The organism is Colwellia chukchiensis (assembly GCF_002104455.1).
GTDB classification, from domain to species: Bacteria; Pseudomonadota; Gammaproteobacteria; order Enterobacterales; family Alteromonadaceae; genus Cognaticolwellia; species Cognaticolwellia chukchiensis.
Genome location: NZ_NBOC01000002.1, coordinates 82,806 through 107,281 on the forward strand (window position 1 = coordinate 82,806; position 24,476 = coordinate 107,281).

Here is a 24,476-nt window from a genome sequence, read left to right on the forward strand (position 1 = left end):
ATTTTATGTCAATTATCGCATGATGAATAACCGTTTTATTCGTGCTTGAAGCGGCTATAAAGCATAGCAGCGAGCAATATTTGCTCGACTTAGCTCACCATCATAAAGCAAAGGTTAAACTTGAATAACGCGGAATCGGCTAAATAAGTGCCAACACTTAAATCAATAGCTTTACTAAGACAAAAAGTGTCTTAGTGCTGTGTAAAATAATGCGCCTACACCCATAAATCAGGCCAGCGGCTAAGCTGGGCAATTATTTGGAGCACATATGTTGTATTCATCAAGCGAACGAAAATCAACCATCACCGCAGTCGAAAGGAAAGCTAGCGAGCCATTTGCCAACGTAGTTTATATGCTGAACTTTTGGCTTGATGGCAAAATGTGGCAAAGCGAAAGCCTATTTAACGACATTAAAGCGGCGATCAATAAGCTTTCGCATGCATGGTGTGAAATATCAGCAAGCGAGAGCATTATTATTCAAGAGCTTAGTGATGGTTTGTTTCAGGCAACACTAACCGCGTTTATGAACGCAGAGCAAACGCTGCAAAAAGACATTAATGCCAAACTTGAAGAAATTGCCTTATTTCAGGCGTTTTTACAGGCAAGTGCTAATCGGCACTAATAGCCAGTGTCGTAAAGGGCGTAAGTGACTGCTGTTACCCTGTGGTGGTTTTTTATTTACATGACTTAAGTTTATTATTAATGTGAGGAATGAATGGAGTTTATTACAGTATTTTTTGGTTCGTTATTAACGGTTTACATGCTTGGTATCAACTCTCAACTGGTGCGTGATAAGAACTGTATTGGAGCATTTTCACTTGCCTGGTTTATTTCGTTATCCAATATGCTTTACATCAAAGTATTTGTCCTGAGTGATGACTTTATGTTGACCTACCTTTGCTCAGCGTTAGGTAGTGGCATCGGGATTGTGTTATCGATTATTACTTACACCAAAGTTCATACTTTATTAACCCGTAACCATAATAACAATAGCGACAGCATAGTCGCACGTTGCAAAGGACGTAAGAATGCCTAGGAAGTATGCGTGTTATCATGATGCGATTAAAAAAATTATCAATATTGGTGAGCAAAACAAGCTTACGTTAGCTGACATTATTAAGCACCCCGAGTTTGGCTTGAAAACTGAGCATATTGCCTTAGCTGAATTTAATAAGTTTATAAGACGTGAAATTCGTCACTTAATTACCAAACTAGGTAAATCTGAGCATAGTGGGCACAATAAACTTGTCGAACTTAAGTCAAAGGCGGGCCGTGAGCACTATTATTTTTGGGCAAGTGCAGAAGATAAACACGAGGCAATACATGGCGAAGGAATTTCACAACAACGATATTTTGCCCGTGCTGTGGTGTTTAGTTTTATCGAAGAAAATTTACGCGAGTTTTTTCCGCCTGATATTATGGCAAGCTTAAAAAAAGATCTAAATAACGCTTACAATGAGTTTGACTTGCTCAACGGTATTGCAGGAAAAATGCAATTTATTCCTTCAGGTGTCGAGATCTGTCCGGCATTTGATCTTGATGAAAGAAACCCCGCAGATTGGCAACTCGCTTACCAAGCCTTAAAAGACGAATTTGTTATACAAGCAGATTATAAGTCACTACATAGCTCAAGCATTGAGCGACTTCATTTGTCACCTCAACGCGTGCAATATAGCAATCATAAAGTGGTGCTGCTGTGTTATGTGCATGAGGCTGCTTGTGTTAAAGCCTTTGAAGTGTCGCGGTTATTAAAGGTTGCAAAGGTTAAAGGCAGAAAGTTTAAGCAGGTATATTTTGAAGACGTTGAACAACGCCATCAATTTGAGGCCATAGTAAATGTTGGTGTTAAAGACTATTTCCACAGTGTTAAGTTTGGTGAAGGGCTAACGTCAACCCATGTCAAGGGGGATACATGGCTAGTTAAGGCAACCATAAAGGTACCTGAGCACTTTTCAAAAGATAAAGCTGGTCCCGATCCCTTTGCGCTTGCTAATTTTCTTGCTGGATTTGCGGATGCAATGATAGTGCTTAAGCCTGAGTTTTTAAGCAATGAAATGAAAAGGCGCGCAGAGGCTTTAGCCAAGTTATATGCAGACCCGAAACAAAGCTATGCAATTATTAGTAAAAGCCCACATCTACAAACCGGCAACGCTAAAAAGCTAACCGACATAGCTAAAAACTAAACGTGAAACACTTAACTGAGACAGCCATTGTCTTAGGTGGGTGTTAACTTGGCACTTAGTGTTCAAATGATAAATGGCAACTCGGATGTAACAGCGCTGATTTTAGGCATTAGCAATACGGCAGTGTAACATTGAACAAAAACGACGGCGCTATTGCTCAACAAGCCTATGAGCGTGTTACTGTTAAATAAAGCTTGGTAAGAGAGAATTAATGAATAATTTAGAGAAAACGAGTATTAATGTTGCAAACTACTTGGAGCCTTATGTTAAAAATGTTGAAAAGCATTACCATTGGTCGTTCGATGAAGCAAAAGCGTCACAGTTTACGGGTTATGATTTCTCAGGAGAAAAAAACTACTATCAAAAAACTAAAGTACTGAAAACCGTGCTGCAAGAAAAATTAAACAGCCAAACGAGCTTTGAATCTGAAGTAGCGTTAGCACGATATTTCATCAAAGATTGGGGGGGAGTAAAAATTCAAGAAACGCCATTACGAGAGCTTGTTTCTTATTATGCGAATTTTAAAGGAAAAGACAGCAACGCGGCAGCGCAGCTAAATATTAAAGGGGTTAGTTCATGGTCAAAGTACCTGAGTTTGATTTGTGACTGGGCTCCTATATACGATTCTAGAGTCGCGTATTCATTAAACACTATTAACTTTATGTCTGGTCATACCGATATTTTCTTTCAAATGGTAGAAGGGCGAAGTTCAAGGTTAAAATTACTGGATATAAATACCTTGTTTTTACAGGAAAAGCTGAAAAATGGCAGCCTAGTGATAAGCGATTTTGAGCATAAACAGTTTGCATCTAAGTTAGTAAAAAAATACACCACAAGCAACAATGAAACCTACGCTATTTATGTAAAGTTAATTGCGGATATTGCAAATAACTTGTCGGCAACCACAACAGATATCGAAATGCTACTGTTTGCCTTAGCGCCAAAAGATATATCCTTTGACCTTTTAATGAAGTATCAAACAAAACCATAACCAAGGGGGGTAATGCTTTGCTAATGTCAAAGGCTATTGTTTAGGCGCAGTACAGGTGCAACCAGCCGTTAAGCAAGCTTTAATGCAGCGTCTAGCGCCTAAGTTCTTGTTTTAGCTGCAGTCATCATGCAATGAATGCAGCTACCTATCAATGCAGTTTGCTCAACTTTCGTCGTGGCAGCAGCAAAGCGATAAAACAAAAACGCTAAAAACGTTAATATAAACGGCTTACAATAAAGCGGTTAATTGCTCGCCGGTGCCAAACCAGCGACCAGTTTTAGCACAGGTGGTTTTATCAGCATATGCGTCATACCAGCCAAGTAATGTGCCTTTGCTGTCTCTGATTTGTTTTCTGCCATCGTGGACTGTTTCAATCCAACCAATCAGCAAGCCCTGATTATTGCGTAATTGAATGCTATTCATACTATCCTCACTGTCATTGAAAGAAGGTCATAATAATAAACAGCTAGGACGAGTATTGTCCCAGATAAAATGTACTATCAATATATAAAGGTTTGTTGCTAATAACTGACTCAACAAGGCAATATAAACATCGTTTAAGGAATACCATGAAAGTTATTTTTTCGCACGGCAAAGAAAGTGGCCCTTGGGGCAGTAAAATAAAGCGTTTGGCAAATATCGCTAAGCAGCAAGGTTTTGACGTTGATAGTATTGATTACTCAGGCATTGCCAACCCTGATCTCAGGGTAAATAAATTAAATGACATGCTTGAGCGTGAAAGCGAAAATAACATTATACTCGTAGGTTCAAGTATGGGCGGCTATGTGTCGTTAGTTGCATCAAAAAGCCGAAACGTTAGCGGGGTGCTTTTATTGGCCCCAGCGCTATATATGCCAAACTATAAGGTGCAAACCTTTGATGTACAGGGCAAGTTTATTGAAATTATTCATGGTTGGTCGGATGATGTTATCCCTGTAGAAAATGCCATTACGTTTGCTAAATTGCACCGCCACCGCCTTCACTTAATTGATGGCGACCATAGACTAAACAGTTCAATAGACACAGTAGCTGAAATATTTAAGCAATTTTTAGTGCATATTAAAAAGCAATCGTGAAGATGTGTTAGCGCTGACAAGTTATTTCAAGTGCTTTTTTAGTACTAACTATTCCCCCACAATGTTAATTTAATATCAGTTAACGAGTTGTGAATTTATTTATATTGGCGATACATAGGCACTTTAGCTTAATTAAAGTAATCAGGAAGTGTTCACTAAAGTGGGAGGAGGATTAAGCCCTGCTTTAACGTCGTCATATAGTTACACTAATTTAGCGTTTAATAAAAAACCTTGAAGTAGGCAGTGTAAACTCAATGGAGCACGCTTTTCTGCGAGAGGGGCGTTGTTTCAGCACCCAGGTGAATGAAAGGAATGATGGTTGTATACACCTGAGAACAATTGCAAAATGAATAGCTTAGGGCAAAAATTAAGTATGTCAGGTAAAACGATTTGAGGGCTTAATCCCCAAATTATCCTGATTTAGCAAAGATGATTTAACTTATGTTATTTGTTTGGTATACTGTATACAATATTGCTTTAACCAAGAGGAAATATAATGAAAGCAAATAGTACGGATTGGCGAAACAAGATTATGCCGGCGGTATTTACATGGTTTAAAGAGTCGGAATCGGGTGCCCTTGAAATTGATTTTGATGCAACACAAAAATATGCTGCTGATATTTTAAAAGTTCAAGGTAAAGGCGGAACCAGAATGGGTGGACTGGTCGGCTCTGGTACCCTAGGTGAGAATAGCTACCTAAGCTCTGAACAGCGTCTTTCTTTACTTAAAGCCTTTTCTGTTGTTGCTAAAGAGTACAATGTGCCATTAGTTAGTGGTGCTGCGGCGGAAACGAAAGAAGGGATTGCCCAAATCGTTAAAGAACTCGCCACGGTTGGCGTAGATACCGTCATGGTGATGCCACCAGCAACTAAAGAAGCGCCTTCTGATGAAGAAATGTATGCCTACTATGAGTTTTCAGCAATAGCTGCAAAAGAGGCAGGCGTAACCATTATGCCTTATAACAACCCAGATGCAGCCGGGTATCATGCAATTTCAACAGATATTCTGCTCAGGCTTGCTGCGCTACCTGAAGTAACGGCGCTTAAAATATCGACTATAGATGTTTCAATTATAGAAACCTTGATGTTAGAGAACAAAGATTTAGAAATCTTGGCAGGTGTTGACACGGTAACTATACATGCAGGACTTGCTGGCGCATGCGGTGGAATTACCGGTGTAGGCTCTATATTCCCAAAAGCTAGTGTTACTATGCAGGAGCATGTTAATAAGGGCGAATGGGCTGAGGCAAACAAAATTTCTCAGGCGATGAACTCCATCTCATACCTTGATGCTCAGCCGCTGCTTATGGAATACCTTAAGTTTGCTTTTGGCATTCACCATAATGATGAAGCTGGTGGGCTACGCACCTTGGGTGTAAAATTAACTCAAGAGCAAATTGATGATGTTCGTGCTAGGTACATTCTAGCGAAAGAAAGACTTGAACTTCTTGATTTAGTCGACTGATACTTTCAAATTTTTCAAACATACAAAGCTCCATTTTTATGGAGCTTTTTAGATCTTAAAGTAGCATATTTATATGTCAGGTTCGGGTTACTCAGTTATTTTAAAGGCTTGAGCAGATAAATAAGAGCTATGAGACTACTTTGTTTTGGCTATTTCTATCATACTTTAAAATATTGCACTGACACTGAGTTACCTTGCTTGAATACTAGTAGCGTATGCTAAACCGACAAACGTTTACTTAATGGCTCATCGACTGTTTATTGACGGGAATAAGGACCAAATGTGTTATGTACACAGCTCAGTTTCTTTATCGTTAACAGCTCTAGTGAGCATACCGCCAATAATGTTTAAAACACCTTCCAAGAAATCTGAATTTTCATTACGTCTAACAATGTTACCATGCATATCACTGCCACCTTTATTGTCATGTCGCTCAATCGCATTCCCTGCGGCACCTGCGATAAAATCACAGGTAATATGTGACGATTTAGTTGTGGAACAACCACTTAATGAAAGTAATAAAGATATGGCCATTATTTTTATTGTGTTTCTGAAAAGCATACAAACTCCATATGTACCTTTTGATAAGTATAACGAATGATATGAACTCCCTTTACCAAACAGCATCTATGTGCCAAATTGAAAGGCGCTAAAACATTCAATTAAAGGAGAGTTCATATGACTTTAATTAAAGCTGTTGGCATTGGTTTAGCCAAACTTGTTTTTAGTATTCACGGTATGGATGAATATGACAAGTGTTAACTACGTAAAACTATTAAAATAAACAAGCTGTTAGTAGACATAACTTAACTGCCGCCTTGTATTAATGGCATGAAAGCAAGCTCAGGCGCACACTATTGGACACGGGAATTTACCAAAATAGGTCATGTTTTTCGCATTATGGCGTCTAAATTTGTGCTCCCGTATCGATAAATCGAAAGGAGTGATGCTAAAGATACTGAAGCTATTTGAAAATAAATGGGGTAGGTTAAATTTTGCCAATTACTCCAGATAGAGGAAGTTAACACTTTGATAATGAACCGAAAAGAGTTTCCTCTGTACGCTGTGTTTATGCTAATAAAATTTAAGCGTTTACTTAGGTTTTGGTGACCAAAAAACGTCTACACAAAAAGCCAGATAATAGCTATCTTGTCGTCTTTATAGTGCTTAATTTTATTGTTATTTTATTAAGCGGTTTGTGCGTATAACCAAGCATCAGTTTATTTGTTTGAAATAGGGCTAATGTGTAGGTTATCTATAATATTATGCTTAATGTCGCTTCAGACGCCCGATAAGGCAGATATTTATTATTAAATACGATGAGTTGAATTTTTCTAGATTAAGCTACAAATTTGCTACAAAGGAATTTTTTAAAGGTTATATGTAAGTGGTTAATTACATTGAAAGGTTTGTTAGGAGTGGTGGCCCCTCCCCGACTTGAACGGGGGACCTACCGATTATGAGTCGGGTGCTCTAACCAACTGAGCTAAGGGGCCATTTGAATTTTTGCTATCGACAACCTAGAAAGGTTTTCCAAGCGGCGGGAAGTATAAGCATTTTTTATTTTGTTGTCACCACTATAATGCTAATTAATTTAATAAATCAGGCTGATAGTTCAATAGTTGAGCGATTAATGCATATCGCTGCGAAAGTCGCTTAGGTTATGGGTTATTGAAACTTGTTACGGATGAGTATAGGTGCCTTGGTGTCGCCATTTTATAGGTAAGGCTATGTGCTAGTAGTAAGTTAGGCGTTAACGTGTGCATAGTGAGTGAGCGCTGTTTCTTACCCTTTGTTGAGTTAAAGTTTGTAGGGCTAAAAACGTAATCTTTGGCGGCTTTTTTTGTCATTTGAAGCTTATGCGACTCTAGACTGATTAAAGCTAACTAGCATTGTCCTAACACTGTCGATATTGGGCCAGTATTGAGAACATAGCGGACATAGCTGCGTAATTAAATTTGCATGCGATAGAAAACAAAAAATCCAGCTTATGCTGGATTTTTCACTGGCCAATTAGCGCTATGCTAATGTGGCTTATTCACCATCTAAGAAACTCTTAAGCTGCTCAGAGCGCGAAGGGTGGCGTAACTTGCGTAACGCTTTAGCTTCAATTTGACGAATACGTTCGCGTGTTACATCAAACTGTTTGCCTACCTCTTCTAAAGTATGATCAGTGTTCATATCGATACCAAAGCGCATTCTCAATACTTTTGCTTCACGGGCCGTTAAGCCTGCTAATACTTCATGCGTCGCATCTTTTAAGTTTTCTGACGTGGCAGAGTCAACGGGTAACTCACCGCTACCGTCTTCAATAAAGTCACCTAAGTGCGAGTCTTCGTCATCACCAATAGGTGTTTCCATTGAAATCGGCTCTTTAGCGATTTTCAACACTTTACGAATTTTATCTTCCGGCATGATCATGCGTTCAGCTAATTCTTCAGGTGTTGGCTCGCGGCCCATTTCTTGTAACATTTGACGAGAAATACGATTAAGTTTGTTAATCGTTTCTATCATGTGTACAGGGATTCGTATAGTACGCGCCTGATCGGCAATTGAGCGGGTAATAGCTTGACGGATCCACCAGGTTGCATAAGTAGAAAACTTATAGCCACGACGGTATTCGAATTTATCAACCGCTTTCATCAAACCAATGTTACCTTCTTGAATGAGATCCAAGAATTGTAAGCCACGGTTGGTGTATTTTTTCGCAATTGAGATAACCAAACGTAAGTTAGCTTCCACCATTTCTTTTTTCGCGCGGCGAGCTTTCGCTTCACCGATCGACATACGACGGTTAATGTCTTTTATGCCGTGCACATTAAGGTAGGTTTCTTCCTCTAACATGTTCAATTTGTAGATACAGCGCTCAACGTCCAATTCGATATCGGCCATTTTTTTCGAATGTGGTAAACCAGCGGCTTTTTGTTCATCAAACCAGTCTTTCGAGGTTTCATTGCCTGGAAATATTTTGATGAAAGTGGTTTTGGGCATACCGGCACCAACGACACAGTGCTTCATGATTAAGCGCTCTTGCACTCGTAACCTGTCCATGACACTGCGCATGTTTTTCACTAAGCGGTCGAATACTTTCGGTACAATTCTAAATTCTTTAAATACTTCTGCTAAGGCGTCAATTGCTGCTTGAGCATCTGCATGGCCGCGACCTTTAGCTTTGATGACGCTATTGGCATGCTCATAGGCTTCGCGCAAGGCAGTAAATTTTTCACGGGCTTCTTCAGGACAAGGACCCGTGTCTATTTCTTCTTCATCATCGTCTTCATCGGTCTCGTCTTCATCCGCTAAATCTTCTTTAGATAACTCTGAGCCGATATGAGTTGCTGCAGCAGGGATCTCTTCATCGATTGCGTCTGGATCTAAGAAACCAACAACGATATCACTTAAACGTACTTCTTCAGCTTCAAAGTTATCCCACTGTTCAAGCAAGTAATTAATGGCTGGCGGGTATTCAGAAACGCTGCGTTGCACTTCTTTGATACCTTCTTCGATACGTTTGGCGATAACAATTTCGCCTTTACGCGTCAGCAGCTCCACCGTACCCATTTCACGCATGTACATACGCACAGGGTCAGTGGTGCGGCCAATTTCGCTTTCAACCGTGGCAAGTGCTTGCGCCGCAGCTTCTGCAGCGTCTTCATCAGTATTGGCTTCACTCATCATTAACGTGTCGTTATCCGGTGCGTTTTCAAACACCTGAATACCCATGTCGTTAATCATTCGAATGATGTCTTCAACTTGATCGGAATCGATAATATCCTGAGGGAGATGATCGTTAACTTCTGCAAAAGTTAAATAACCTTGCTCTTTACCTTTGGTTATTAACTCTTTAAGTCTAGATTGTGGGGCTTGATCCATTGACGAGTGTCCACCTATTTATGGCTATCAAAAATACAACAGTAAGCCGGAAATTATAGCGAAATGTTTACTAAATTACCAGTGCTAAACTGCGGCTGTGTTTGTTAATACTATGCGAAAATTTATATTTCGCGACAAATTTTTTTCATTATTTCTGTTCACTTAATAGGCCGTGTAGCTCGCCCATTTCAGCTTTAGTTAATCCGACGCTGCGTTGTTTTTCTAATAATTCGTTGGAACGATTTTCTAAAAATTTATTCAAAAAATTTTCAATTATATCAAGAAAAGTGTCTTCCGCGTTTTCGGCTTGTACATGATGCTCTAAACACATGAGTTTAGTTAATTGCTTGCCGGCTTCTTGACCTCTAAAGTGTTCTATTAATTGTGCGCCACTCACCTTAGGGTTTTGTTTACACAAGCTTAATAACGAATTAAGTAGAGGAATCCCTGGCAAATTTAAATCTTTTAAGATGCTTGGGTCCGGTAATATTTCTACTATATGGGGATGCTCAAGTAATAATGCAATAGCAAGTCGCACTGGTGTGATTTTTGGACGTTTGATCGCTGCTTTTGGGCTAGTAACATGCGTGAAGCTTGCTTGTAATTTTTTTAATTGTAACTCGTTACTTGCACCAAATTGGTTCGCGAGTTTAGTTACTAAAGCGTCTTTAAGGTTGCTATCGGGGAGCTTAGCTAAATAAGGCTGAAAGGCGCCAATGGCAGCGCCTTTGCCTTCCGGTGAGCTCATGTCAATTTGCGAGAGTAAGTGATCAAATAAAAATTGCGATAAAGGGGTAGCCGTATTTAGCATCGCTTCAAAGGCTGCTTGGCCTTGTTCTCGGATCAAAGAGTCAGGGTCTTCACCATCAGGTAAAAAAACAAACTTTAAGCTGTAGCCATCTTGTATGAGTGGTAAGGCATTATCCATGGCGCGCCAAGCAGCATCACGGCCAGCGCGATCTCCATCATAACAACAAATGACTTCTTTTACGGTTCTAAATAAGGTTTGAAGTTGTTCTGGGGTGGTGGCTGTGCCAAGGGCTGCAACGGCGTAATCAACGCCATGTTGAGCCAGTGCTACCACATCCATATAACCTTCTACCACCACTAAACGTGTTAACTGTTTATTGGCTTGTTTGGCTTCATAAAGACCATATAACTCTTGACCTTTATGGTAAATTCTTGTTTCCGGCGAGTTTAAGTATTTTGGCGTTCCATCGCTGAGTACGCGCCCGCCAAAGCCAACAACACGGCCGCGTTTATCACGAATGGGAAACTGAATACGGCCACGAAATCTATCATAAGGCTTATTTTTATCACCTTGAATTGCCATGCCTAAGTCAACAAGTTGTTGATTTGTTTCGCCATTACCGCCAAACACTTTCATCATGCCCTCCCAAGTGTCGCTGATATAGCCTATGCCAAAGCGCTTGACGATCTCACCACTTAAGCCGCGGCCTTTTAAATACGCTATGGCATTATCCTTATCAACCGCTACTTTTAATTGCTGCTGATAAAAGCGGCTAATTTGTAGCATTAACTCATAGTCGTCTTGCTTTTGCAGATAGGCTTGTTGCGCTTGTTTTTGCTGGGCAGGCGAGCGATTTGTTTGCTCTCTTGGCACATCCATATTGTAATGAGCGGCGAGTTCTTCGACAGCGTCTGGAAACTCTAAACGGTCAAATTCCATTAAAAATGAAATGGCATTACCGTGTTCGCCACAGCCAAAGCAGTGATAAAATTGTTTATCTTGGCTAACACTAAACGAGGGAGATTTTTCGGTATGAAATGGGCAGCAAGCTTGGTAGTTCTTGCCGGCTTTTTTTAGTGGCACTCGAGAATCAATGAGTTCGACAATATCAGCGCGAGCCAACAAATCATCAATAAACTGTCGAGGGATCATGCCTGCCATAAAGTATGTTTACATCCAGATAAAACACTATTTTACACAATAAACTTGCTAAAAATAGTCAATTTTTTGAAACGTTAGTAAAAATAAAACCGCGAGGCTAAGGCTATCGCGGTTTCACATTCAGCATAAACACTCAGGTTTAAAAGTAAGCTTATTTAACTATTTAAAATAGCTCTGACTTGACCGCTGACTGCGCCCATATCTGCTTTACCTTGCATTAAGGGTTTTAATATCGCCATAACTTTACCCATATCCGCCATTGAACTGGCACCTGCATCGGTAATGGCTTTAGTGATCAATTGCTGAATTTCTTCAGCTTTTAGCGGTTGGGGTAGAAAGCTTGCAATCACCTCGACTTCAACCGCTTCTTTTGCGGCTAACTCATCGCGACCACCGTCAGTAAACATTTTGATGGATTCTTTGCGTTGTTTGACCATTTTGGTTAACAAGGCAATGATATTTTCATCGGTTGCTTCGGTGTTGTGGTCTATTTCGGCTTGCTTTATTGCTGATAGTGCCATGCGGATAACGCCAAGACGTAATTTGTCTTTGGCGCGCATAGCACTTTTCATTTCATCATTAAGTTGACTAAGTAAACTCATAATGTGATTAACTTTCGCTTAAGTGGACTTAGTTAGCTTAGATGTAACTAAGGTATCTTAGTACATGCGAACGCGACGAGCGTTCTCACGAGAAACTTTTTTAGCGGCACGTTTAACAGCGGCTGCTTTTTTGCGCTTACGTTCCCAAGTTGGCTTTTCATAAGATTCGCGACGACGAACTTCAGAAAGGATACCTGCTTTTTCACATGAACGTTTGAAACGACGTAATGCTACGTCAAATGGTTCGTTTTCTCTTACTTTAATTACTGGCATGTAATGTTTTACCTTAGTTATATATCTATATAAATCGGTGTCTGATTTCAGCTAAATAGCCTCATCTTCACCCGCTCTATTCAAAAATTGGTGCCGTATTCTAATGCGAACACCCTAGTGATGTAAAGCAGTAATACACTATAGTTGACATTATTAGCGCGATTGTCGCTTATTTGTTTTTTATAAGCTTATTAACATAATGAATAATATAGAAATTTATTCGTGTTCTAGCAGCTTGCTTGGTTAAGTGGTTAGCGGACAATAATATTAGCTAACAGCAATAACAGCTTGCGTTGTTTTTTCGAGCTTTAGCTTTGGCTCGCTAAGGTGGTGTACTTAGGGGACGCGCTACTAAATAGGCTTTGCGAGCGGCAGACTAAAAATTGAAACTTGTTGTCTGCACCTGTAAACTCTCGGCAGTTCTTTAGTGGGTGCAGTAAGTGCTACCACTGTCTGTGTTAATGAAATGTTTGATAAACGGCTAGGTAGATATAAAACGATGCGAATTTTAGGTATTGAAACCTCTTGCGATGAAACCGGTATCGCAATTTATGATGATGGTATGGCAGATTTACCCGCTGGCATAGTGGCGCATCGACTATATAGCCAAATTGCAGTACATGCAGATTATGGCGGTGTGGTACCAGAGCTAGCATCCCGTGATCATGTCCGTAAAACCATTCCGTTAATTAAAGAAGTATTAGCTGAAGCTAAGTTGACACCGGCAGATTTAGACGGTGTTGCGTATACGGCAGGACCAGGTTTAGTTGGCGCCTTATTGGTGGGTTGCTCTATTGGTCGCAGTTTAGCGTATGGCTGGAACTTACCTGCGGTGCCTGTGCATCATATGGAAGGACACTTATTAGCGCCGATGTTAGAAGATAACGTACCTGATTTTCCTTTCGTTGCCTTATTGGTATCGGGGGGGCATACCATGTTGGTGCGTGTTGATGGCATTGGTCAGTATCAATTACTTGGTGAGTCGGTTGACGACGCCGCTGGTGAAGCATTTGATAAAACAGCAAAGTTACTTGGTCTTGATTATCCTGGTGGCCCTGTATTGGCAAAAATGGCTGAAACGGGTCGTAAAGGACGTTATAAGTTTCCGCGACCAATGACGGACAGACCGGGCTTAGATTTTAGCTTTAGCGGCTTAAAAACCTCAGCCGCCAATACCATACGACAAGAAATAACCGAGCAATTAACACCTGCACAAGTTAGCCAAGTAAAAGCGGATATTGCCTATGCTTTTCAAGAAGCTGTGGTTGATACATTGGCCATTAAATGCAAACGGGCATTAAAACAATGCCAATTAAACCGATTAGTGATTGCCGGTGGGGTCAGTGCCAATAGTGCCTTAAGAGAGAAACTGGCGCAGATAACGAAAAAACTAGGCGGTGAAGTGTTTTATCCGCGCCCTGAGTTTTGTACTGATAATGGCGCTATGATTGCTTATGCGGGGCTGCAGCGATTAAAAGCAGGGGTAGATACAGATCTCAGTTTTAAAGCTAAACCCCGTTGGCCGTTAGATACCTTAGCGCCGGTATAAAGTTAGCTCGCTTACAACTTTTTAGAAAAAGAAATCTTACTTTCTTTACCTTGCAGTAGCCGAATAATGTTGTCTTTGTGACGAAATATAATTAAGCCAGACAACATTAAAACCGGGTAAACATAAATGGGCTTAAGCAACCAAGTATACAAAGGCGCCATAGCCACAGTGACTATGGCGGCTAAACTTGAATAGCGTGTTGCTTTAGCGACAAAAATCCAAGTTAGTACCAACAAGCCCCCTAAATCTAACCCTATGGGAAGTAGCACGCCAAAAGCCGTGGCTACCGCTTTACCGCCATTAAAATTAAAAAATATCGGATACATATGTCCTAAACAGGCGGCAACCGCGACAATACCAAGCGAAACTGGCTCTAGCCCCAGAAAGTAGCTGCTCCAAACCGGTAATGTTCCTTTGAGGATGTCAAACAACAATACACAACTGGCGATATACTTATTGCTGATGCGTAACACATTGGTGGCACCGGGGTTTTTTGAGCCTGTGCTGCGCGGATCAGGTAGCTTAAAGAGTTTACAAAGTAAAATGGCACTAGAAATTGAACCCATCAAGTAAGCCAAAATAACCATGATTAGCGTCAGCAGTAAACTCGTGATATTTCGTTCCTTTTAACGACAGCGCTTAGCGCAAGCGTAACATTCATGCAGAGGTGTTTTTTTGTCATTGTAGCGTGATGATTACTAGTTTTTCTAGACCTGCACAGGTAAACTCGCCATTTATTTTATAAAAGTAATAAATATTTGCTGCTACTGGCATCATCACAACGGTAGAATATAACAGCGCAAGCTAAGGATCATAGAGTGGATAAAGTCTATATCGAAGGGTTAACTTTTCAAGCAACAATAGGTTTTTATGCGTGGGAAAAAGAAATAAAGCAAACGTTAGTTATAGATTTAGCCATGGGTTGGCAAATAGCGCCAGCGGCGGAAAATGATGACTTAAGCAAAACACTGGATTATGCAGAAATCTCAGAGGCAATAGTTGAGTTCGCCAACGCCAACCCCGTAGACTTAATTGAAACCCTAGCCGAGCGTATTGCCGCTTTTTTAATGGCCAAATACCATATTCCTTGGCTGCGGTTAAAGTTAATGAAACCTCATGCGGTACATAATGCCAGTACCGTTGGAGTTGAAATTGAACGTGGTCAACCTTTGACCGGCCAGCAGCGCTAATGGCAAAAATATATATATCGCTTGGCAGTAATATTAATCGCCAGCATTATATAGAGCAGGGGCTTGATGCTTTAACAGCGTTATATGGGCCTTTAACACTTTCGTCGTTATTCGAGAGCGCAGCGGTGGGCTTTGCCGGTAAGGCGTTTTATAACATGGTGGTTGGAGCTCAGACAGAGCACACATTAAGCCAAGTCGCGAGCGCTTTGCGCACCATAGAGTTTGCCAACGGTCGCTGTCAAAACGCTAAAAAATTCAGTCCGCGCACTTTAGATTTGGACTTATTACTGTACGATCAAATTATTGCCGATGCGCCCGCACAAATTCCCCGAGATGAAATTACCCAAAATGCCTTCGTTTTGTGGCCATTAGCCGAGGTTGCACCGCAGTTAGTGCACCCCATATTAGGGAAAAGTTATCAGCAACTCTGGCAAGCATATGATAAAAGCCAGCAACAATTAACCAAGGTGCCTTTAACATGGGCCAGAAAAAATAAGGAAGTAACGCTAAAATGAGCACAGTAGAAGTTTTTATCTTAGCCATCATTCAAGGGTTAACCGAGTTTTTACCGATCTCGAGTTCAGCGCACTTGATTTTACCGTCAGCAATATTGGGCTGGCAAGATCAGGGTTTGGCGTTTGATGTTGCTGTTCATGTAGGTACCTTGTTAGCGGTTGTGCTGTATTTTCGCCAAGAAGTTGCCAATATGGCTATAGCTTGGTTTAACACGTTAAAAGGTCAGCGAGATAACTTTGATGGTCAGCTAGCTTGGTGGATTATTTTCGCCACCATACCCGCAGGATTATTTGGTTTATTTGGTAAAGACTTTATCGAAGCCCACTTTCGCAGTGCCCTAGTGATTGCTGGCACTACGCTCTTATTTGGTGTGTTATTGGGCTTTGCCGATATTAAAGCAAAACAAAATGTCAGTATTGAAAAGCTTGGCTTTAAAGGTGCTATGTTAATCGGCCTTGCTCAGGCGCTAGCGCTTATTCCAGGTACCTCACGTTCAGGTATCACCATGACTATTGGCTTGATGTTAGGCTTAAGCAGAGAAAATGCCGCACGTTTTTCGTTTTTATTATCAATTCCTGCCATTGCGATGGCGGGCAGTTACCTCACCTTAAAGTTAGCGTTAGAAGCACAGGCAGTTGACTGGTCAGCCATGGGGCTAGGGAGTGTATTAGCATTTGTTAGTGCCTATGCCTGTATTCATTACTTTCTCATTTTAGTGGGTAAAGTTGGCATGATGCCTTTTGTTGTTTACCGTTTGTTATTAGGCGCTGGTCTACTTTGGTTTGTGCTTGGATAATTGCTACAATATTTTTAATTTTTAAGCGCGCATTGGCGCGTTTTTGCTATAGAGACCTATCGCAAGCTTGCAAAGGTTGATTTTAACCGCGTGTTTTCAGCGGTAGGGTTTTAGACATTCAGTGATAAAAAGTGAGAGATTTAATGGATTTGTCGTTAACAGAAGAACAAATAATGATCCAAGATATGGCGCGCAAGTTTGCTGAAAGTGAATTAGCACCCGTTGCCGCGCAACTTGATGACACTAGGGACCAAACCTTGTTTTTAAAGAACTTAGCGCAATTAACTGAGCTTGGTTTTATGGGCTTAAATATTAAAGCAGAATATGGCGGTGTCGAAGCCGGTAGTGTTGCCTTTAGTTTAGCGATCACTGAAATAGCCCGAGCTTGTGCCTCAACGGCGGTCACCACCTCGGTGACGAACATGGTGGCAGAAGTGATCCAAGCGGTTGGTAATGAAGCGCAAAAGCGCAAATACTTACCTAAACTTTGCAGCGGCGAATACCGTGCTGGTGGCTTTTGTTTAACTGAAGCCACCGCTGGCTCTGATCCGGCGGGTATGAAAACCCAAGCGGTAAAAGACGGTGATGACTATGTCATTAATGGCAGTAAGCTGTATATCACCAGTGGTTCATTTGCCGATGTGTTTGTGGTTTGGGCAGTAACAGATCCTAGCGCGAAAAAAGGCAAGGGCATATCTTGCTTTATTGTTGAAGCAGATACCGCCGGTATTACTATCGGCAAAGCAGAAGAGAAAATGGGCCAAAAAGCTTCGCCCACCAATGAGGTGCATTTTGATAACTGTCGCGTGCCTGCTTCAGCGCTAATGGGCGCTGAAAATAAGGGTTTTGCGGTTGCGGTTGGTGAACTGGCAGGCGGTCGAATAGGTATTGGCTCGCTAGCGTTAGGTGTTGGTCTGGCAGCGCTTGATTATGCCAAAGCACATATTGTTGAGCGTAAGCAATTTGGCCAAGCACTGTCGAATTTTCAGGGATTACAATGGCAACTTGCCGAGCGTTATACCGAAATGGAGGCGGCGCGTTTATTGTTAATGCAAGCCGCTTATACTAAAGAGCAAGGGCAACCTTTTGGCATGGCCGCGTCAATGGCAAAGTTATTTGCAACCGAGCATGCCAATAAAGCCTGTTATGATGCGCTGCAGCTCATGGGTGGGGCCGGCTATATTAAAGAGTACCCGCTTGAGCGTTTAGCGCGCGATGTTAGGGTTACCTCGATTTATGAAGGCACTAGCGAAATTCAAAAAGTGATCATTGCGCGCGAGCTACTGCAAAATATCTAACTGGCTAGCAGTTTTCATACTTCCAGTTACGCGCTTTACCTTCACTGAGCCATTGTAATGTAGTGGTTAGGCGCGAGTTGCGGGTTGCGTCGCGCTTTGCCGTGTTCAGCCAATCAATATAGTCTTTTTGTTTGGAGTAGCTAAAGTCGTGAAAAACCGCATAGGCTTTAGGCGCTTTGGCGAGCGCTTGCGCTAAATCTTCTGGGATGATTAAGGTGCTTTTATCTTTTCTGGCGTTGGAGGTTTTTTTCACCGTGCTGTCATTATTAATGGCAATCGCTTGTTGTATATAGTCGATCAGCAGTGCTTGCTCTGGCACATAAGCAAGGCGGTTAAACTTTAGTGATGTTAACTCGTTGTTGTCGCTGTCGGCAAAAATGCCGGCACTATCGTTGATTAACTTGCCTTTAAAGAATGACAAACTGACATGGTGCTTAAAGGCGGCCATCGCGCACACTACGCCATGTTGTTCAAAACACGGCTGACGCCACTTAATGGTTTCTGTTAACGCTGGCGAAGCGCTGTGTATAACCGTGCGCAACTGGCGTAAAATTTCTTGGGCAAATGGCGGCTTTGAATTGATATATTCATCAACGGCAGTGTTTTTTGACATATTAGCTCCATTACTAACGCCAGCGACAAATTAACGTCGTGACGTTCGGTGTTACGGTTATTGGCATTTAACTATTGAGCATAATAAATAATTTGCCTCGTTGCTTGTATCTTTGCTGTTTGCCCCCAAATAAAAGCATATTACTTTATTATTGGGACGGCATTGATGACAAATTCTCTTGCGATCACCTTAGAAAACTTTCAACAGGTTATTCTTGAACAATCAAAAAACCAACTGGTGTTGGTCGGCTTCTGGGCACAAAGCATTCCAGAAAGTGTTGAATTGCGCGATAAATTGGCAACTGCACTTGCCAATCATAGTGACACTATGGTGTTTGCGACTGTTGACTGTGAAAGCCAAGGTCAGATTGCGCAACAATTTGGTATTCAGGGCTTACCCACAGCGGTTTTGGTCAAAGATGGTCAACCACTTGATGGCTTAAGCGGCCCGCAAACCGATGAGTCAATTGATGAGTTTTTAACGAAATATTTACCCAAACCGCAAGATCTTTTGTTGGCGCAAGCACAAGCCTTGGTGGCAGAAAATAACATCGCAGCGGCATTTCCGATCATCAACCAAGCCTATCAGCTTGACAGTGAGCGGGCAGATATTAAGTTGGTGCTCGCCAATGTTTATATTCAAACCGGTAAGATTGCTGACGCAGAAACCTTACTTAATAGCATTAAAATGATCGATCAAGACAGCGAGTACAAGTCACTCATGGCGAAACTTGAGCTTGCCGCGCAAGCAGCAGACTCACCGGAAATTCAAGCACTCGAACAAGAGCTAAAAGCCGACCCAGAAAATATTGCCTTGCAACATAAATTAGCGGCACAGTATAGCCAGGTTAATCGCAATGAGGATGCCTTAGCGATATTATTTCAGTTAGTGCAAAAAGACGGTGCCGACACCACCAGTAAAGATTTATTGTTGGATGTATTAAAATCATTACCTGATGGTGATGCATTGGCAAGCCAGTACCGACGTAAACTTTATACTTTGATGTATTAATGGCGCTAAACTTAGTTTGCGTATGCATTATTAACGCCGTAAAAAACAAAAGGCATCAACTGAGTAAGTTGCTGCCTTTTTTGGTGGCTACCTCGTTTTAAGCCACAGGAGCTAATGCGTTTTCGGCCGCCAATAAATGTGGAAACTCTTGCAAAAACTTGGCAATTTTCTTTGCCACCACTAGCTGACAATACTGGTTTTCGGGGTTATTGCTTACATAGTCTTGATGGTAGTCTTCGGCGCGGTAAAAATTGTTAACAGCTTTGACTAAGGTCACTATTGGCTGCTCAAAGCTTTGCTCAGCGCTTAATTGCGCAATTAAGCGCTCGGCAATGAGTTGCTGCTCAGGGTGGTGGTATAAAATAGTTGAGCGATATTGACGACCGATATCATCACCTTGACGATCCAAAGAGCTAGCATCGTGTATAGCAAAAAATACGGTTAATAATTGCTCGAGTGTAATTTGGTTTGGCGCAAAGGTAATTTGTACCACTTCGGCATAATCGCCAAGCCCTTGACACACTTGCTGATAGCTAGGCTCGGCAATATTGCCGTCCGCATAACCACTGATGACGGAAACCACGCCTTTGATACGGGCAAATATATTTTCTACACACCAAAAACAGCCGGCCCCTAAGGTAATGGTTTCTAAGCTCATTTTTTTCGTCCTTCTATTTGCTATCATCTCATTAATTTAAAAGACGTTTAGACGTCTATTAGTGTTTCGATTATTAAGGTAACACTTAGCCATTTAGATGTCTATATGTTTTTGCAGTTGTCTGCTAGCTTGGTTAAGTGCTTTGCAAACCAAGGCAAGCGCAATATACTGACGCAGTTAACGATAATCTGTAATTTAATCGCCATCAGATAGCATCCCCTTAATTAACGCGCGTTTTCGCACAGGAGGATTATGAATCCAGCCAATAATGACCACTTAATTGCCGCCATCAATCAAGTAATGCCGTTTGGTAAATATGCCGGTCGCAAGCTATTACAGTTACCCGAGCCTTATTTAGTCTGGTTTCACGCTAAGGGTTTTCCTGAAGGTAAACTGGGTGAGCAATTAGCACTAATTTATGAAGTTAAACTTAACGGTTTAGAAGAGATGTTAAGGCCGTTGCTTAAGTCTTAATTGCCGTAATTGTCATCGACAAGGCGGCAATGATAATGGTGAATTATAGAAATCATTATTCCTAATGTGTGCTAACAATTTGATTTAAATATGGCTTTAATATTGGCGATTAAAATCGCCTTTTAGCCGCTTGCATTTCGCACTATCTTGTTCTTAAATTAATGGTGTTCAAGGCAATGCTACTGGCATTACTTGACGCGCTAAATAAACTTATTAGCAATAATTTCATATACTTATTTACTAAATAAGCGTTGAGGTGTTATGCATGAGAAGACAGAAAAGAGATAAATTAGGTAGAGCCTATTCTAATGGCTATCAAGCAGGACTTAGTGGCCGAACCAAAGAAAATTGTCCCTACCAAAATACCAATGCCAAGTCAGAATGGCTAGGCGGTTGGCGAGAAGCGTTAACCGATAAAAATATGGGATTATTTAAATAATTGTTAACCCAAAGCCCTCAAGGTAGAGGGCTTTTATTTTGTCAATCGGTTGCGAATCTAAACCCCGCGTTCAAACACTAAACGAGCCAAAAGCTATGGTCAATGTTAGCCCGCACAAACGGGGCATGTTGCTTGCTTTTTCAAAGAAAACTTTTGCCAGCTGTTCGTTAAACCATCAAACATGTGCAGTTGGTTTGTGGCAACAGGGTTTCCGGTTAAAAGTTTCAGTGCTTGTAAGGCTTGCATGCCACCAATGATACCCAGTACTGGGCCTAAAATTCCGATGCTTTGACAGTTATTAACCGGCGCTTTTTTGTCGCTAGGAAACAAGCATTGGTAACAGGCACTGTCGGCACAATTAGGGTCTACGAACAGGTGTTGACCGTCAAAGCCGGTTGCTGCGCCAATAATCAGCGGTTTCTTATGCTCAATACATTTACGGTTGATCAGGTAGCGGCTGTTGATGTTATCGGTGCAGTCAAGTACTAAGTCAACTAAGGGCAGATAGTAATCGGCAAGCTCATCATCGAGCATTTCATCCAGCACTTCAATATTGGTATTGTCATTGAGTTGCTGCAACTTCTCTGCGCTTATGTCTGCTTTGTTGGCGCCAATATCTTGTTCACTAAATTGTATCTGCCGATGTAAGTTAGAGAGCTCAATTTGGTCGCCATCAACAAGATAAATCGTGCCAACGCCTGCGGCATTTAAGTACAAGCTGACAGGATTACCTAAGCCACCCAGACCAATAATTAAAACTCGAGCATTTTTTATTGCTTGTTGGCCTTGATTGCCTATGCCTTTTAACATGGTTTGACGACTATAGCGTATTTGCTCTTGCGGACTAAGCATTGATAGAGGGCTCCGTATAATGATAACTATGCACCGCGTTGGCCTTAAATTGCAGATAGACGTTGTGCTCAACGGCAAGTGCCATACGTTTTGCAGACCATAAGCTGATTTGGGCGTAAAACACTTGCTCGGCGACTTTTAAGGTCACTAACGCATGACGATGTCGATAGTGTATGGCGGTGATGGTGGCTGATAGATGATTGACAATTGAGCTGTGCTCGGGTTTGGTGGTGCTGATACTAATATCGCGCGCGTAAATAATGCAGGGTAGCTGTTGACCGATTAAGGGGGAGTTTTCCTGTGCTTCAAGTAGCGGTAAGTAAATGCTTTGCGTTAGACTTTCAGCTGTTGCTAACTGTAACCGGCTTAAACCATACTCGACCAGATGCTCAGCGACCGTGGCTGAGATACTGGTTAGTGGGTTAATTTCGCCGCGACTGTTTAAGTCATCAATGGCTCGATGAATTGTCACCGACGGACTGATTTTACCAGCATTTACCGTTACGAGCTGATCAGCAATATATTGTAATTCACTTAAGCTATGGCTGACATAAAGCATTGGAAGCTTCATTTGTTGTTGAATATTTTTTACTATGGTTAACATCTGCGATTTAGTGTTTTTATCTAAGGCGCTAAAGGGTTCGTCCAACAGCAGTAATTTTGGCTCGGCCAGTAAAGCACGAGCAATAGAAACACGTTGTTTTTCACCGCCAGATAACTGATTAACGTTTTGATGCTGCATCGCGGTTAACTGTGTTAACGATAATATGTTTGCTATGCTTAATTGCCGATGCTTTTGCCGCTTTGCACCATAGGCTAGGTTTTGGTAAACCGTCAAATGGGGAAATAAGCGACTGTCTTGAAAGACCAAGCCAACCTGTCTTCTTTCTGGTTTAACAAACAGCTTGGTATCGCTATCTTGTAATTGGCGTTCACTTAATGAGACTTGGCCAGTTGCGCGTTGCTCTAGTCCCGCAATAACTCGCAGCAAAGTTGATTTACCTGAGCCAGAAGGTCCGTAAATACCGGTAATACCGGTTATGCCAAGCGTTTGCTCAACGTCTAGGGTGATACTTTCAAAGCGCAACTGAAGCGTCAATTGTAGCTGTGCCAGTGCCGCTGCTTGATCACTGGTTTGATGTTGCAGACTTTTACTTGCCAAACTCATAGTCATGACTTTTTCGCTCTGCGTGTTTTTTTATCGGCATTATTGCCTAATAAATACACCAGTGATAACAGCACTAATGAGGCAATTAGCAACCCAGCTGACAGGATATGAGCATTGGTATAGTTAAAAGCTTCCACATGGTCGAATAAGGCGATTGATAACACTCGCGTTTCACCGGGAATATTGCCACCTATCATTAATACCACGCCAAATTCACCAACGGTATGGGCAAAACCTAATACGGTTGCAGTAACAAAGCTGGCTTTGGTTAACGGTAACACCACAGTAAAAAACCTATCTATGGGCCCCGCGCCTAACATAGCGGCGGCTTCAAGTTGTTGCTCGCCAAGCTGCTCAAAAGCTTTTTGTAATGGCTGAACCACAAAAGGTAAGGAGTAGAGTATTGAGCCGATGACAATGGCGCTAAAACTAAAAGCTAATTGGTTGCCGGTGGCGCTTTGCCAAAGTTGGCCTGGTAACGCGTTTGGTGAAAACGCCAATAGTAAATAAAAGCCCAACACAGTTGGCGGCAATACTAAAGGCAAGGCAACAATGGCTTCGAAAAACACTTTCCAGCGGCTTTGCCACTTTGCTAAGTACCAGGCTAGTGGTGTGCCTAACACCAGTAAAATAATGGTGGAGATGGCGGCCATTTTTAAGGTTGTGGTCAGTGCCAGTAAATCAGCAGACAGATCTGTCATATCAATGATGGCCCTCAATAGCAACTTGGGTGTTGGCTGGCAAGTAGCCTAGTTGTTGCAGTTTTTCTTGGCTATTGGCTTGTAAAATAAAGGCGGTAATTTTTTCGGCAAGCGCCTGCTGTTGGCTTGATTTTAAGATCACTAATTGCTGGGCAATCGGTTGATAATAAGACGTTGGGATCAGCAAGCCTTGATAGTTGTTCATCAGCAACTGACTATACGCCACTATACCCAGTGGTACTGCCTGACTGCGCACTTGTTGAAACGTTTGGCTGATATTGATGCCGGTGATCAACTGGGCTTTAAGCGGTTGCCAACGTGATAAATGCATTAAGGCTTGTTGCGCCGCTTTGCCATAGGGTGCAGTGTCAGGATTGGCAATGGCGAAATGTTGATGATAATTATCAAGCACGGCAAAGCTGTCAATGCGGTCGGTGGCTGACCATAAAGCAATTTGCCCGTAAGCATAGGTTTTTCGGCTATCGGCTAAGATCAAACCTGCTCTTTCTAGCAGCTCAGGACGTAAGGCGTCGGCAGATAAAAATATATCAAACGGCGCGCCATGTTTTATTTGTTGATAAATGGTGCCAGTTGCCGCGCTGATAATTTGCAGCTGAAACTGGTCTTTATTGGGTAAGTCAGCCATTAACAGCTCTAATGTGGCGGCAAAGTTGGCTGCTACCGCAATGCGTAAGGGCTTACTTTGCTGTGATTGCTCAATGGCGCTTAGCTGAGGTGTGGGCAGTAGCAGCGCCGTTATGCAGAGCGCGGCTAGCAAGCGAGCGCGTATTGTAGATAACAGAGACAATAAAGTGGTCATAGCAACTAGCGATTGT

Annotated in this window: 27 protein-coding genes, 1 tRNA gene and 1 pseudogene; 15 read left to right on the forward strand and 14 right to left on the reverse strand. The window is 41.8% G+C overall.

Going from position 1 to position 24,476, the window contains the following annotated elements:
- Window positions 1-268 precede the first annotated feature (268 nt).
- The 4 genes from B6K83_RS03860 to B6K83_RS03875 all read left to right on the forward strand — a co-directional run bounded on the left by B6K83_RS03860 (window position 269) and on the right by B6K83_RS03875 (window position 3,174).
- Window positions 269-622 (forward strand): hypothetical protein, encoded by a 354-nt coding sequence (locus B6K83_RS03860; protein ID WP_085283433.1) that lies wholly within the window; start codon window positions 269-271, stop codon window positions 620-622.
- Window positions 623-715: 93 nt separating this feature from the next.
- Window positions 716-1,036, forward strand: coding sequence for a hypothetical protein (locus tag B6K83_RS03865; protein WP_085283435.1), 321 nt, complete (start codon window positions 716-718; stop codon window positions 1,034-1,036).
- Window positions 1,029-2,183 (forward strand): WYL domain-containing protein, encoded by a 1,155-nt coding sequence (locus B6K83_RS03870; RefSeq protein WP_085283438.1) that lies wholly within the window; start codon window positions 1,029-1,031, stop codon window positions 2,181-2,183. The genes B6K83_RS03865 and B6K83_RS03870 overlap by 8 nt, the downstream gene beginning before the upstream one ends.
- A 211-nt stretch (window positions 2,184-2,394) precedes the next feature.
- On the forward strand, window positions 2,395-3,174 hold the full coding sequence (locus B6K83_RS03875; protein ID WP_085283440.1) for a hypothetical protein: 780 nt from the start codon (window positions 2,395-2,397) through the stop codon (window positions 3,172-3,174).
- Between the two features lie 228 nt (window positions 3,175-3,402).
- Here the strand turns inward: B6K83_RS03875 and B6K83_RS03880 are convergent, their stop codons facing one another.
- Window positions 3,403-3,597: a hypothetical protein gene (locus tag B6K83_RS03880; RefSeq protein WP_085283442.1), complete on the reverse strand. Its 195-nt coding sequence runs from the start codon at window positions 3,595-3,597 to the stop codon at window positions 3,403-3,405.
- A gap of 146 nt (window positions 3,598-3,743) precedes the next feature.
- On the opposite strand from B6K83_RS03880, the gene B6K83_RS03885 reads away from it, so the two are divergent.
- Both B6K83_RS03885 and B6K83_RS03890 read left to right on the forward strand, forming a co-directional pair.
- Window positions 3,744-4,250 (forward strand): YqiA/YcfP family alpha/beta fold hydrolase, encoded by a 507-nt coding sequence (locus B6K83_RS03885; RefSeq protein WP_085283443.1) that lies wholly within the window; start codon window positions 3,744-3,746, stop codon window positions 4,248-4,250.
- A 496-nt stretch (window positions 4,251-4,746) separates the two neighbouring features.
- Window positions 4,747-5,715 carry a dihydrodipicolinate synthase family protein gene (locus B6K83_RS03890; RefSeq protein WP_085283445.1) on the forward strand — a complete coding sequence of 323 codons (969 nt, stop codon included), beginning with the start codon at window positions 4,747-4,749 and terminating at the stop codon, window positions 5,713-5,715.
- Window positions 5,716-6,000: 285 nt separating this feature from the next.
- Here B6K83_RS03890 and B6K83_RS03895 read toward each other — a convergent pair whose 3' ends face one another.
- Window positions 6,001-6,276 carry a hypothetical protein gene (locus B6K83_RS03895; RefSeq protein WP_139175493.1) on the reverse strand — a complete coding sequence of 92 codons (276 nt, stop codon included), beginning with the start codon at window positions 6,274-6,276 and terminating at the stop codon, window positions 6,001-6,003.
- Between the two features lie 117 nt (window positions 6,277-6,393).
- Here B6K83_RS03895 and B6K83_RS03900 point away from each other — a divergent pair.
- Window positions 6,394-6,645 (forward strand): annotated as a pseudogene (locus B6K83_RS03900) (IS110 family transposase); the annotation flags it as partial.
- A 489-nt stretch (window positions 6,646-7,134) separates the two neighbouring features.
- On the opposite strand, the gene B6K83_RS03905 reads toward B6K83_RS03900, so the two are convergent.
- The 5 genes from B6K83_RS03905 to rpsU form a co-directional block, all read right to left on the reverse strand.
- Window positions 7,135-7,211, reverse strand: a tRNA-Ile gene (locus tag B6K83_RS03905).
- Window positions 7,212-7,749: 538 nt separating this feature from the next.
- On the reverse strand, window positions 7,750-9,588 hold the full coding sequence (gene rpoD / locus B6K83_RS03910; RefSeq protein WP_085283449.1) for an RNA polymerase sigma factor RpoD: 1,839 nt from the start codon (window positions 9,586-9,588) through the stop codon (window positions 7,750-7,752).
- Window positions 9,589-9,736: 148 nt separating this feature from the next.
- Window positions 9,737-11,500, reverse strand: coding sequence for a DNA primase (gene dnaG, locus B6K83_RS03915; RefSeq protein ID WP_085283451.1), 1,764 nt, complete (start codon window positions 11,498-11,500; stop codon window positions 9,737-9,739).
- Between the two features lie 155 nt (window positions 11,501-11,655).
- Window positions 11,656-12,102 carry a GatB/YqeY domain-containing protein gene (locus B6K83_RS03920; RefSeq protein WP_085283453.1) on the reverse strand — a complete coding sequence of 149 codons (447 nt, stop codon included), beginning with the start codon at window positions 12,100-12,102 and terminating at the stop codon, window positions 11,656-11,658.
- 57 nt (window positions 12,103-12,159) lie between these two features.
- A complete protein-coding gene (gene rpsU, locus B6K83_RS03925) occupies window positions 12,160-12,375 on the reverse strand; it encodes a 30S ribosomal protein S21 (RefSeq protein ID WP_011045067.1) in 216 nt (71 codons plus the stop codon).
- Window positions 12,376-12,874: 499 nt separating this feature from the next.
- On the opposite strand from rpsU, the gene tsaD reads away from it, so the two are divergent.
- Window positions 12,875-13,924 (forward strand): tRNA (adenosine(37)-N6)-threonylcarbamoyltransferase complex transferase subunit TsaD, encoded by a 1,050-nt coding sequence (gene tsaD / locus B6K83_RS03930; protein WP_085283455.1) that lies wholly within the window; start codon window positions 12,875-12,877, stop codon window positions 13,922-13,924.
- An 11-nt stretch (window positions 13,925-13,935) separates the two neighbouring features.
- On the opposite strand, the gene plsY is transcribed toward tsaD, so the two are convergent.
- A complete protein-coding gene (gene plsY, locus B6K83_RS03935) occupies window positions 13,936-14,526 on the reverse strand; it encodes a glycerol-3-phosphate 1-O-acyltransferase PlsY (protein WP_085283457.1) in 591 nt (196 codons plus the stop codon).
- A 216-nt stretch (window positions 14,527-14,742) separates the two neighbouring features.
- On the opposite strand from plsY, the gene folB reads away from it, so the two are divergent.
- The 4 genes from folB to B6K83_RS03955 all read left to right on the forward strand — a co-directional run bounded on the left by folB (window position 14,743) and on the right by B6K83_RS03955 (window position 17,724).
- Window positions 14,743-15,114 (forward strand): dihydroneopterin aldolase, encoded by a 372-nt coding sequence (gene folB / locus B6K83_RS03940; protein WP_085283459.1) that lies wholly within the window; start codon window positions 14,743-14,745, stop codon window positions 15,112-15,114.
- Entirely contained in the window at window positions 15,114-15,629 is a 516-nt protein-coding gene (gene folK, locus B6K83_RS03945) for a 2-amino-4-hydroxy-6-hydroxymethyldihydropteridine diphosphokinase (RefSeq protein ID WP_085283461.1), read from the forward strand. Before folB ends, folK begins: the two co-directional genes overlap by 1 nt.
- The gene (locus tag B6K83_RS03950) at window positions 15,626-16,426 is read left to right on the forward strand and encodes an undecaprenyl-diphosphate phosphatase (protein ID WP_085283463.1); all 801 of its coding nucleotides are present in this window, start codon (window positions 15,626-15,628) and stop codon (window positions 16,424-16,426) included. The genes folK and B6K83_RS03950 overlap by 4 nt, the downstream gene beginning before the upstream one ends.
- Before the next feature lie 143 nt (window positions 16,427-16,569).
- Window positions 16,570-17,724: an acyl-CoA dehydrogenase family protein gene (locus tag B6K83_RS03955; RefSeq protein WP_085283464.1), complete on the forward strand. Its 1,155-nt coding sequence runs from the start codon at window positions 16,570-16,572 to the stop codon at window positions 17,722-17,724.
- Window positions 17,725-17,728: 4 nt separating this feature from the next.
- Here B6K83_RS03955 and B6K83_RS03960 read toward each other — a convergent pair whose 3' ends face one another.
- Window positions 17,729-18,337: a YdeI/OmpD-associated family protein gene (locus B6K83_RS03960; protein ID WP_085283466.1), complete on the reverse strand. Its 609-nt coding sequence runs from the start codon at window positions 18,335-18,337 to the stop codon at window positions 17,729-17,731.
- Window positions 18,338-18,502: 165 nt separating this feature from the next.
- Between B6K83_RS03960 and B6K83_RS03965 the strand changes: the two genes are divergently transcribed.
- Window positions 18,503-19,348 carry a tetratricopeptide repeat protein gene (locus B6K83_RS03965; RefSeq protein ID WP_085283468.1) on the forward strand — a complete coding sequence of 282 codons (846 nt, stop codon included), beginning with the start codon at window positions 18,503-18,505 and terminating at the stop codon, window positions 19,346-19,348.
- 97 nt (window positions 19,349-19,445) lie between these two features.
- Here B6K83_RS03965 and msrA read toward each other — a convergent pair whose 3' ends face one another.
- Window positions 19,446-20,006, reverse strand: coding sequence for a peptide-methionine (S)-S-oxide reductase MsrA (msrA, locus tag B6K83_RS03970; RefSeq protein WP_085283470.1), 561 nt, complete (start codon window positions 20,004-20,006; stop codon window positions 19,446-19,448).
- A 252-nt stretch (window positions 20,007-20,258) separates the two neighbouring features.
- On the opposite strand from msrA, the gene B6K83_RS03975 reads away from it, so the two are divergent.
- Together B6K83_RS03975 and rmf are read left to right on the forward strand one after the other, a co-directional pair.
- A complete protein-coding gene (locus tag B6K83_RS03975; protein ID WP_085283472.1) occupies window positions 20,259-20,480 on the forward strand; it encodes a DUF3820 family protein in 222 nt (73 codons plus the stop codon).
- A 265-nt stretch (window positions 20,481-20,745) separates the two neighbouring features.
- A complete protein-coding gene (rmf, locus tag B6K83_RS03980; RefSeq protein ID WP_085283474.1) occupies window positions 20,746-20,919 on the forward strand; it encodes a ribosome modulation factor in 174 nt (57 codons plus the stop codon).
- 105 nt (window positions 20,920-21,024) lie between these two features.
- Here rmf and B6K83_RS03985 read toward each other — a convergent pair whose 3' ends face one another.
- From B6K83_RS03985 to modA, 4 genes are read right to left on the reverse strand one after another with little or no spacing between them, the layout of a single operon-like run.
- Window positions 21,025-21,771, reverse strand: coding sequence for a HesA/MoeB/ThiF family protein (locus B6K83_RS03985; protein ID WP_085283476.1), 747 nt, complete (start codon window positions 21,769-21,771; stop codon window positions 21,025-21,027).
- Complete coding sequence (gene modC / locus B6K83_RS03990) at window positions 21,764-22,945, reverse strand: molybdenum ABC transporter ATP-binding protein (RefSeq protein WP_085283478.1); 1,182 nt, start codon at window positions 22,943-22,945, stop codon at window positions 21,764-21,766. Before modC ends, B6K83_RS03985 begins: the two co-directional genes overlap by 8 nt.
- Window positions 22,942-23,640, reverse strand: a complete 699-nt coding sequence (gene modB / locus B6K83_RS03995; RefSeq protein WP_085283480.1) for a molybdate ABC transporter permease subunit — start codon at window positions 23,638-23,640, stop codon at window positions 22,942-22,944. The genes modC and modB overlap by 4 nt, the downstream gene beginning before the upstream one ends.
- A 1-nt stretch (window position 23,641) precedes the next feature.
- Window positions 23,642-24,460 (reverse strand): molybdate ABC transporter substrate-binding protein, encoded by an 819-nt coding sequence (gene modA / locus B6K83_RS04000; protein ID WP_085283482.1) that lies wholly within the window; start codon window positions 24,458-24,460, stop codon window positions 23,642-23,644.
- Window positions 24,461-24,476 lie beyond the last annotated feature (16 nt).

What these genes read in the sequence shown, in the direction of transcription:
- tsaD (WP_085283455.1), top strand. Translation starts at nt 12,875, where the DNA reads ATGCGAATTTTAGGTATTGAAACCTCTTGCGATGAAACCGGTATCGCA.
- msrA (WP_085283470.1), bottom strand. Translation starts at nt 20,006, where the DNA reads ATGAGCTTAGAAACCATTACCTTAGGGGCCGGCTGTTTTTGGTGTGTA.
- rpoD (WP_085283449.1), bottom strand. Translation starts at nt 9,588, where the DNA reads ATGGATCAAGCCCCACAATCTAGACTTAAAGAGTTAATAACCAAAGGT.
- B6K83_RS03920 (WP_085283453.1), bottom strand. Translation starts at nt 12,102, where the DNA reads ATGAGTTTACTTAGTCAACTTAATGATGAAATGAAAAGTGCTATGCGC.
- B6K83_RS03880 (WP_085283442.1), bottom strand. Translation starts at nt 3,597, where the DNA reads ATGAATAGCATTCAATTACGCAATAATCAGGGCTTGCTGATTGGTTGG.
- dnaG (WP_085283451.1), bottom strand. Translation starts at nt 11,500, where the DNA reads ATGGCAGGCATGATCCCTCGACAGTTTATTGATGATTTGTTGGCTCGC.
- B6K83_RS03955 (WP_085283464.1), top strand. Translation starts at nt 16,570, where the DNA reads ATGGATTTGTCGTTAACAGAAGAACAAATAATGATCCAAGATATGGCG.
- modB (WP_085283480.1), bottom strand. Translation starts at nt 23,640, where the DNA reads ATGACAGATCTGTCTGCTGATTTACTGGCACTGACCACAACCTTAAAA.
- folK (WP_085283461.1), top strand. Translation starts at nt 15,114, where the DNA reads ATGGCAAAAATATATATATCGCTTGGCAGTAATATTAATCGCCAGCAT.
- modC (WP_085283478.1), bottom strand. Translation starts at nt 22,945, where the DNA reads ATGACTATGAGTTTGGCAAGTAAAAGTCTGCAACATCAAACCAGTGAT.
- B6K83_RS03875 (WP_085283440.1), top strand. Translation starts at nt 2,395, where the DNA reads ATGAATAATTTAGAGAAAACGAGTATTAATGTTGCAAACTACTTGGAG.
- B6K83_RS03865 (WP_085283435.1), top strand. Translation starts at nt 716, where the DNA reads ATGGAGTTTATTACAGTATTTTTTGGTTCGTTATTAACGGTTTACATG.
- B6K83_RS03985 (WP_085283476.1), bottom strand. Translation starts at nt 21,771, where the DNA reads ATGCTTAGTCCGCAAGAGCAAATACGCTATAGTCGTCAAACCATGTTA.
- rmf (WP_085283474.1), top strand. Translation starts at nt 20,746, where the DNA reads ATGAGAAGACAGAAAAGAGATAAATTAGGTAGAGCCTATTCTAATGGC.
- B6K83_RS03960 (WP_085283466.1), bottom strand. Translation starts at nt 18,337, where the DNA reads ATGTCAAAAAACACTGCCGTTGATGAATATATCAATTCAAAGCCGCCA.
- B6K83_RS03895 (WP_139175493.1), bottom strand. Translation starts at nt 6,276, where the DNA reads ATGCTTTTCAGAAACACAATAAAAATAATGGCCATATCTTTATTACTT.
- B6K83_RS03975 (WP_085283472.1), top strand. Translation starts at nt 20,259, where the DNA reads ATGAATCCAGCCAATAATGACCACTTAATTGCCGCCATCAATCAAGTA.
- B6K83_RS03885 (WP_085283443.1), top strand. Translation starts at nt 3,744, where the DNA reads ATGAAAGTTATTTTTTCGCACGGCAAAGAAAGTGGCCCTTGGGGCAGT.
- modA (WP_085283482.1), bottom strand. Translation starts at nt 24,460, where the DNA reads ATGACCACTTTATTGTCTCTGTTATCTACAATACGCGCTCGCTTGCTA.
- B6K83_RS03890 (WP_085283445.1), top strand. Translation starts at nt 4,747, where the DNA reads ATGAAAGCAAATAGTACGGATTGGCGAAACAAGATTATGCCGGCGGTA.
- B6K83_RS03950 (WP_085283463.1), top strand. Translation starts at nt 15,626, where the DNA reads ATGAGCACAGTAGAAGTTTTTATCTTAGCCATCATTCAAGGGTTAACC.
- B6K83_RS03870 (WP_085283438.1), top strand. Translation starts at nt 1,029, where the DNA reads ATGCCTAGGAAGTATGCGTGTTATCATGATGCGATTAAAAAAATTATC.
- B6K83_RS03965 (WP_085283468.1), top strand. Translation starts at nt 18,503, where the DNA reads ATGACAAATTCTCTTGCGATCACCTTAGAAAACTTTCAACAGGTTATT.
- B6K83_RS03860 (WP_085283433.1), top strand. Translation starts at nt 269, where the DNA reads ATGTTGTATTCATCAAGCGAACGAAAATCAACCATCACCGCAGTCGAA.
- rpsU (WP_011045067.1), bottom strand. Translation starts at nt 12,375, where the DNA reads ATGCCAGTAATTAAAGTAAGAGAAAACGAACCATTTGACGTAGCATTA.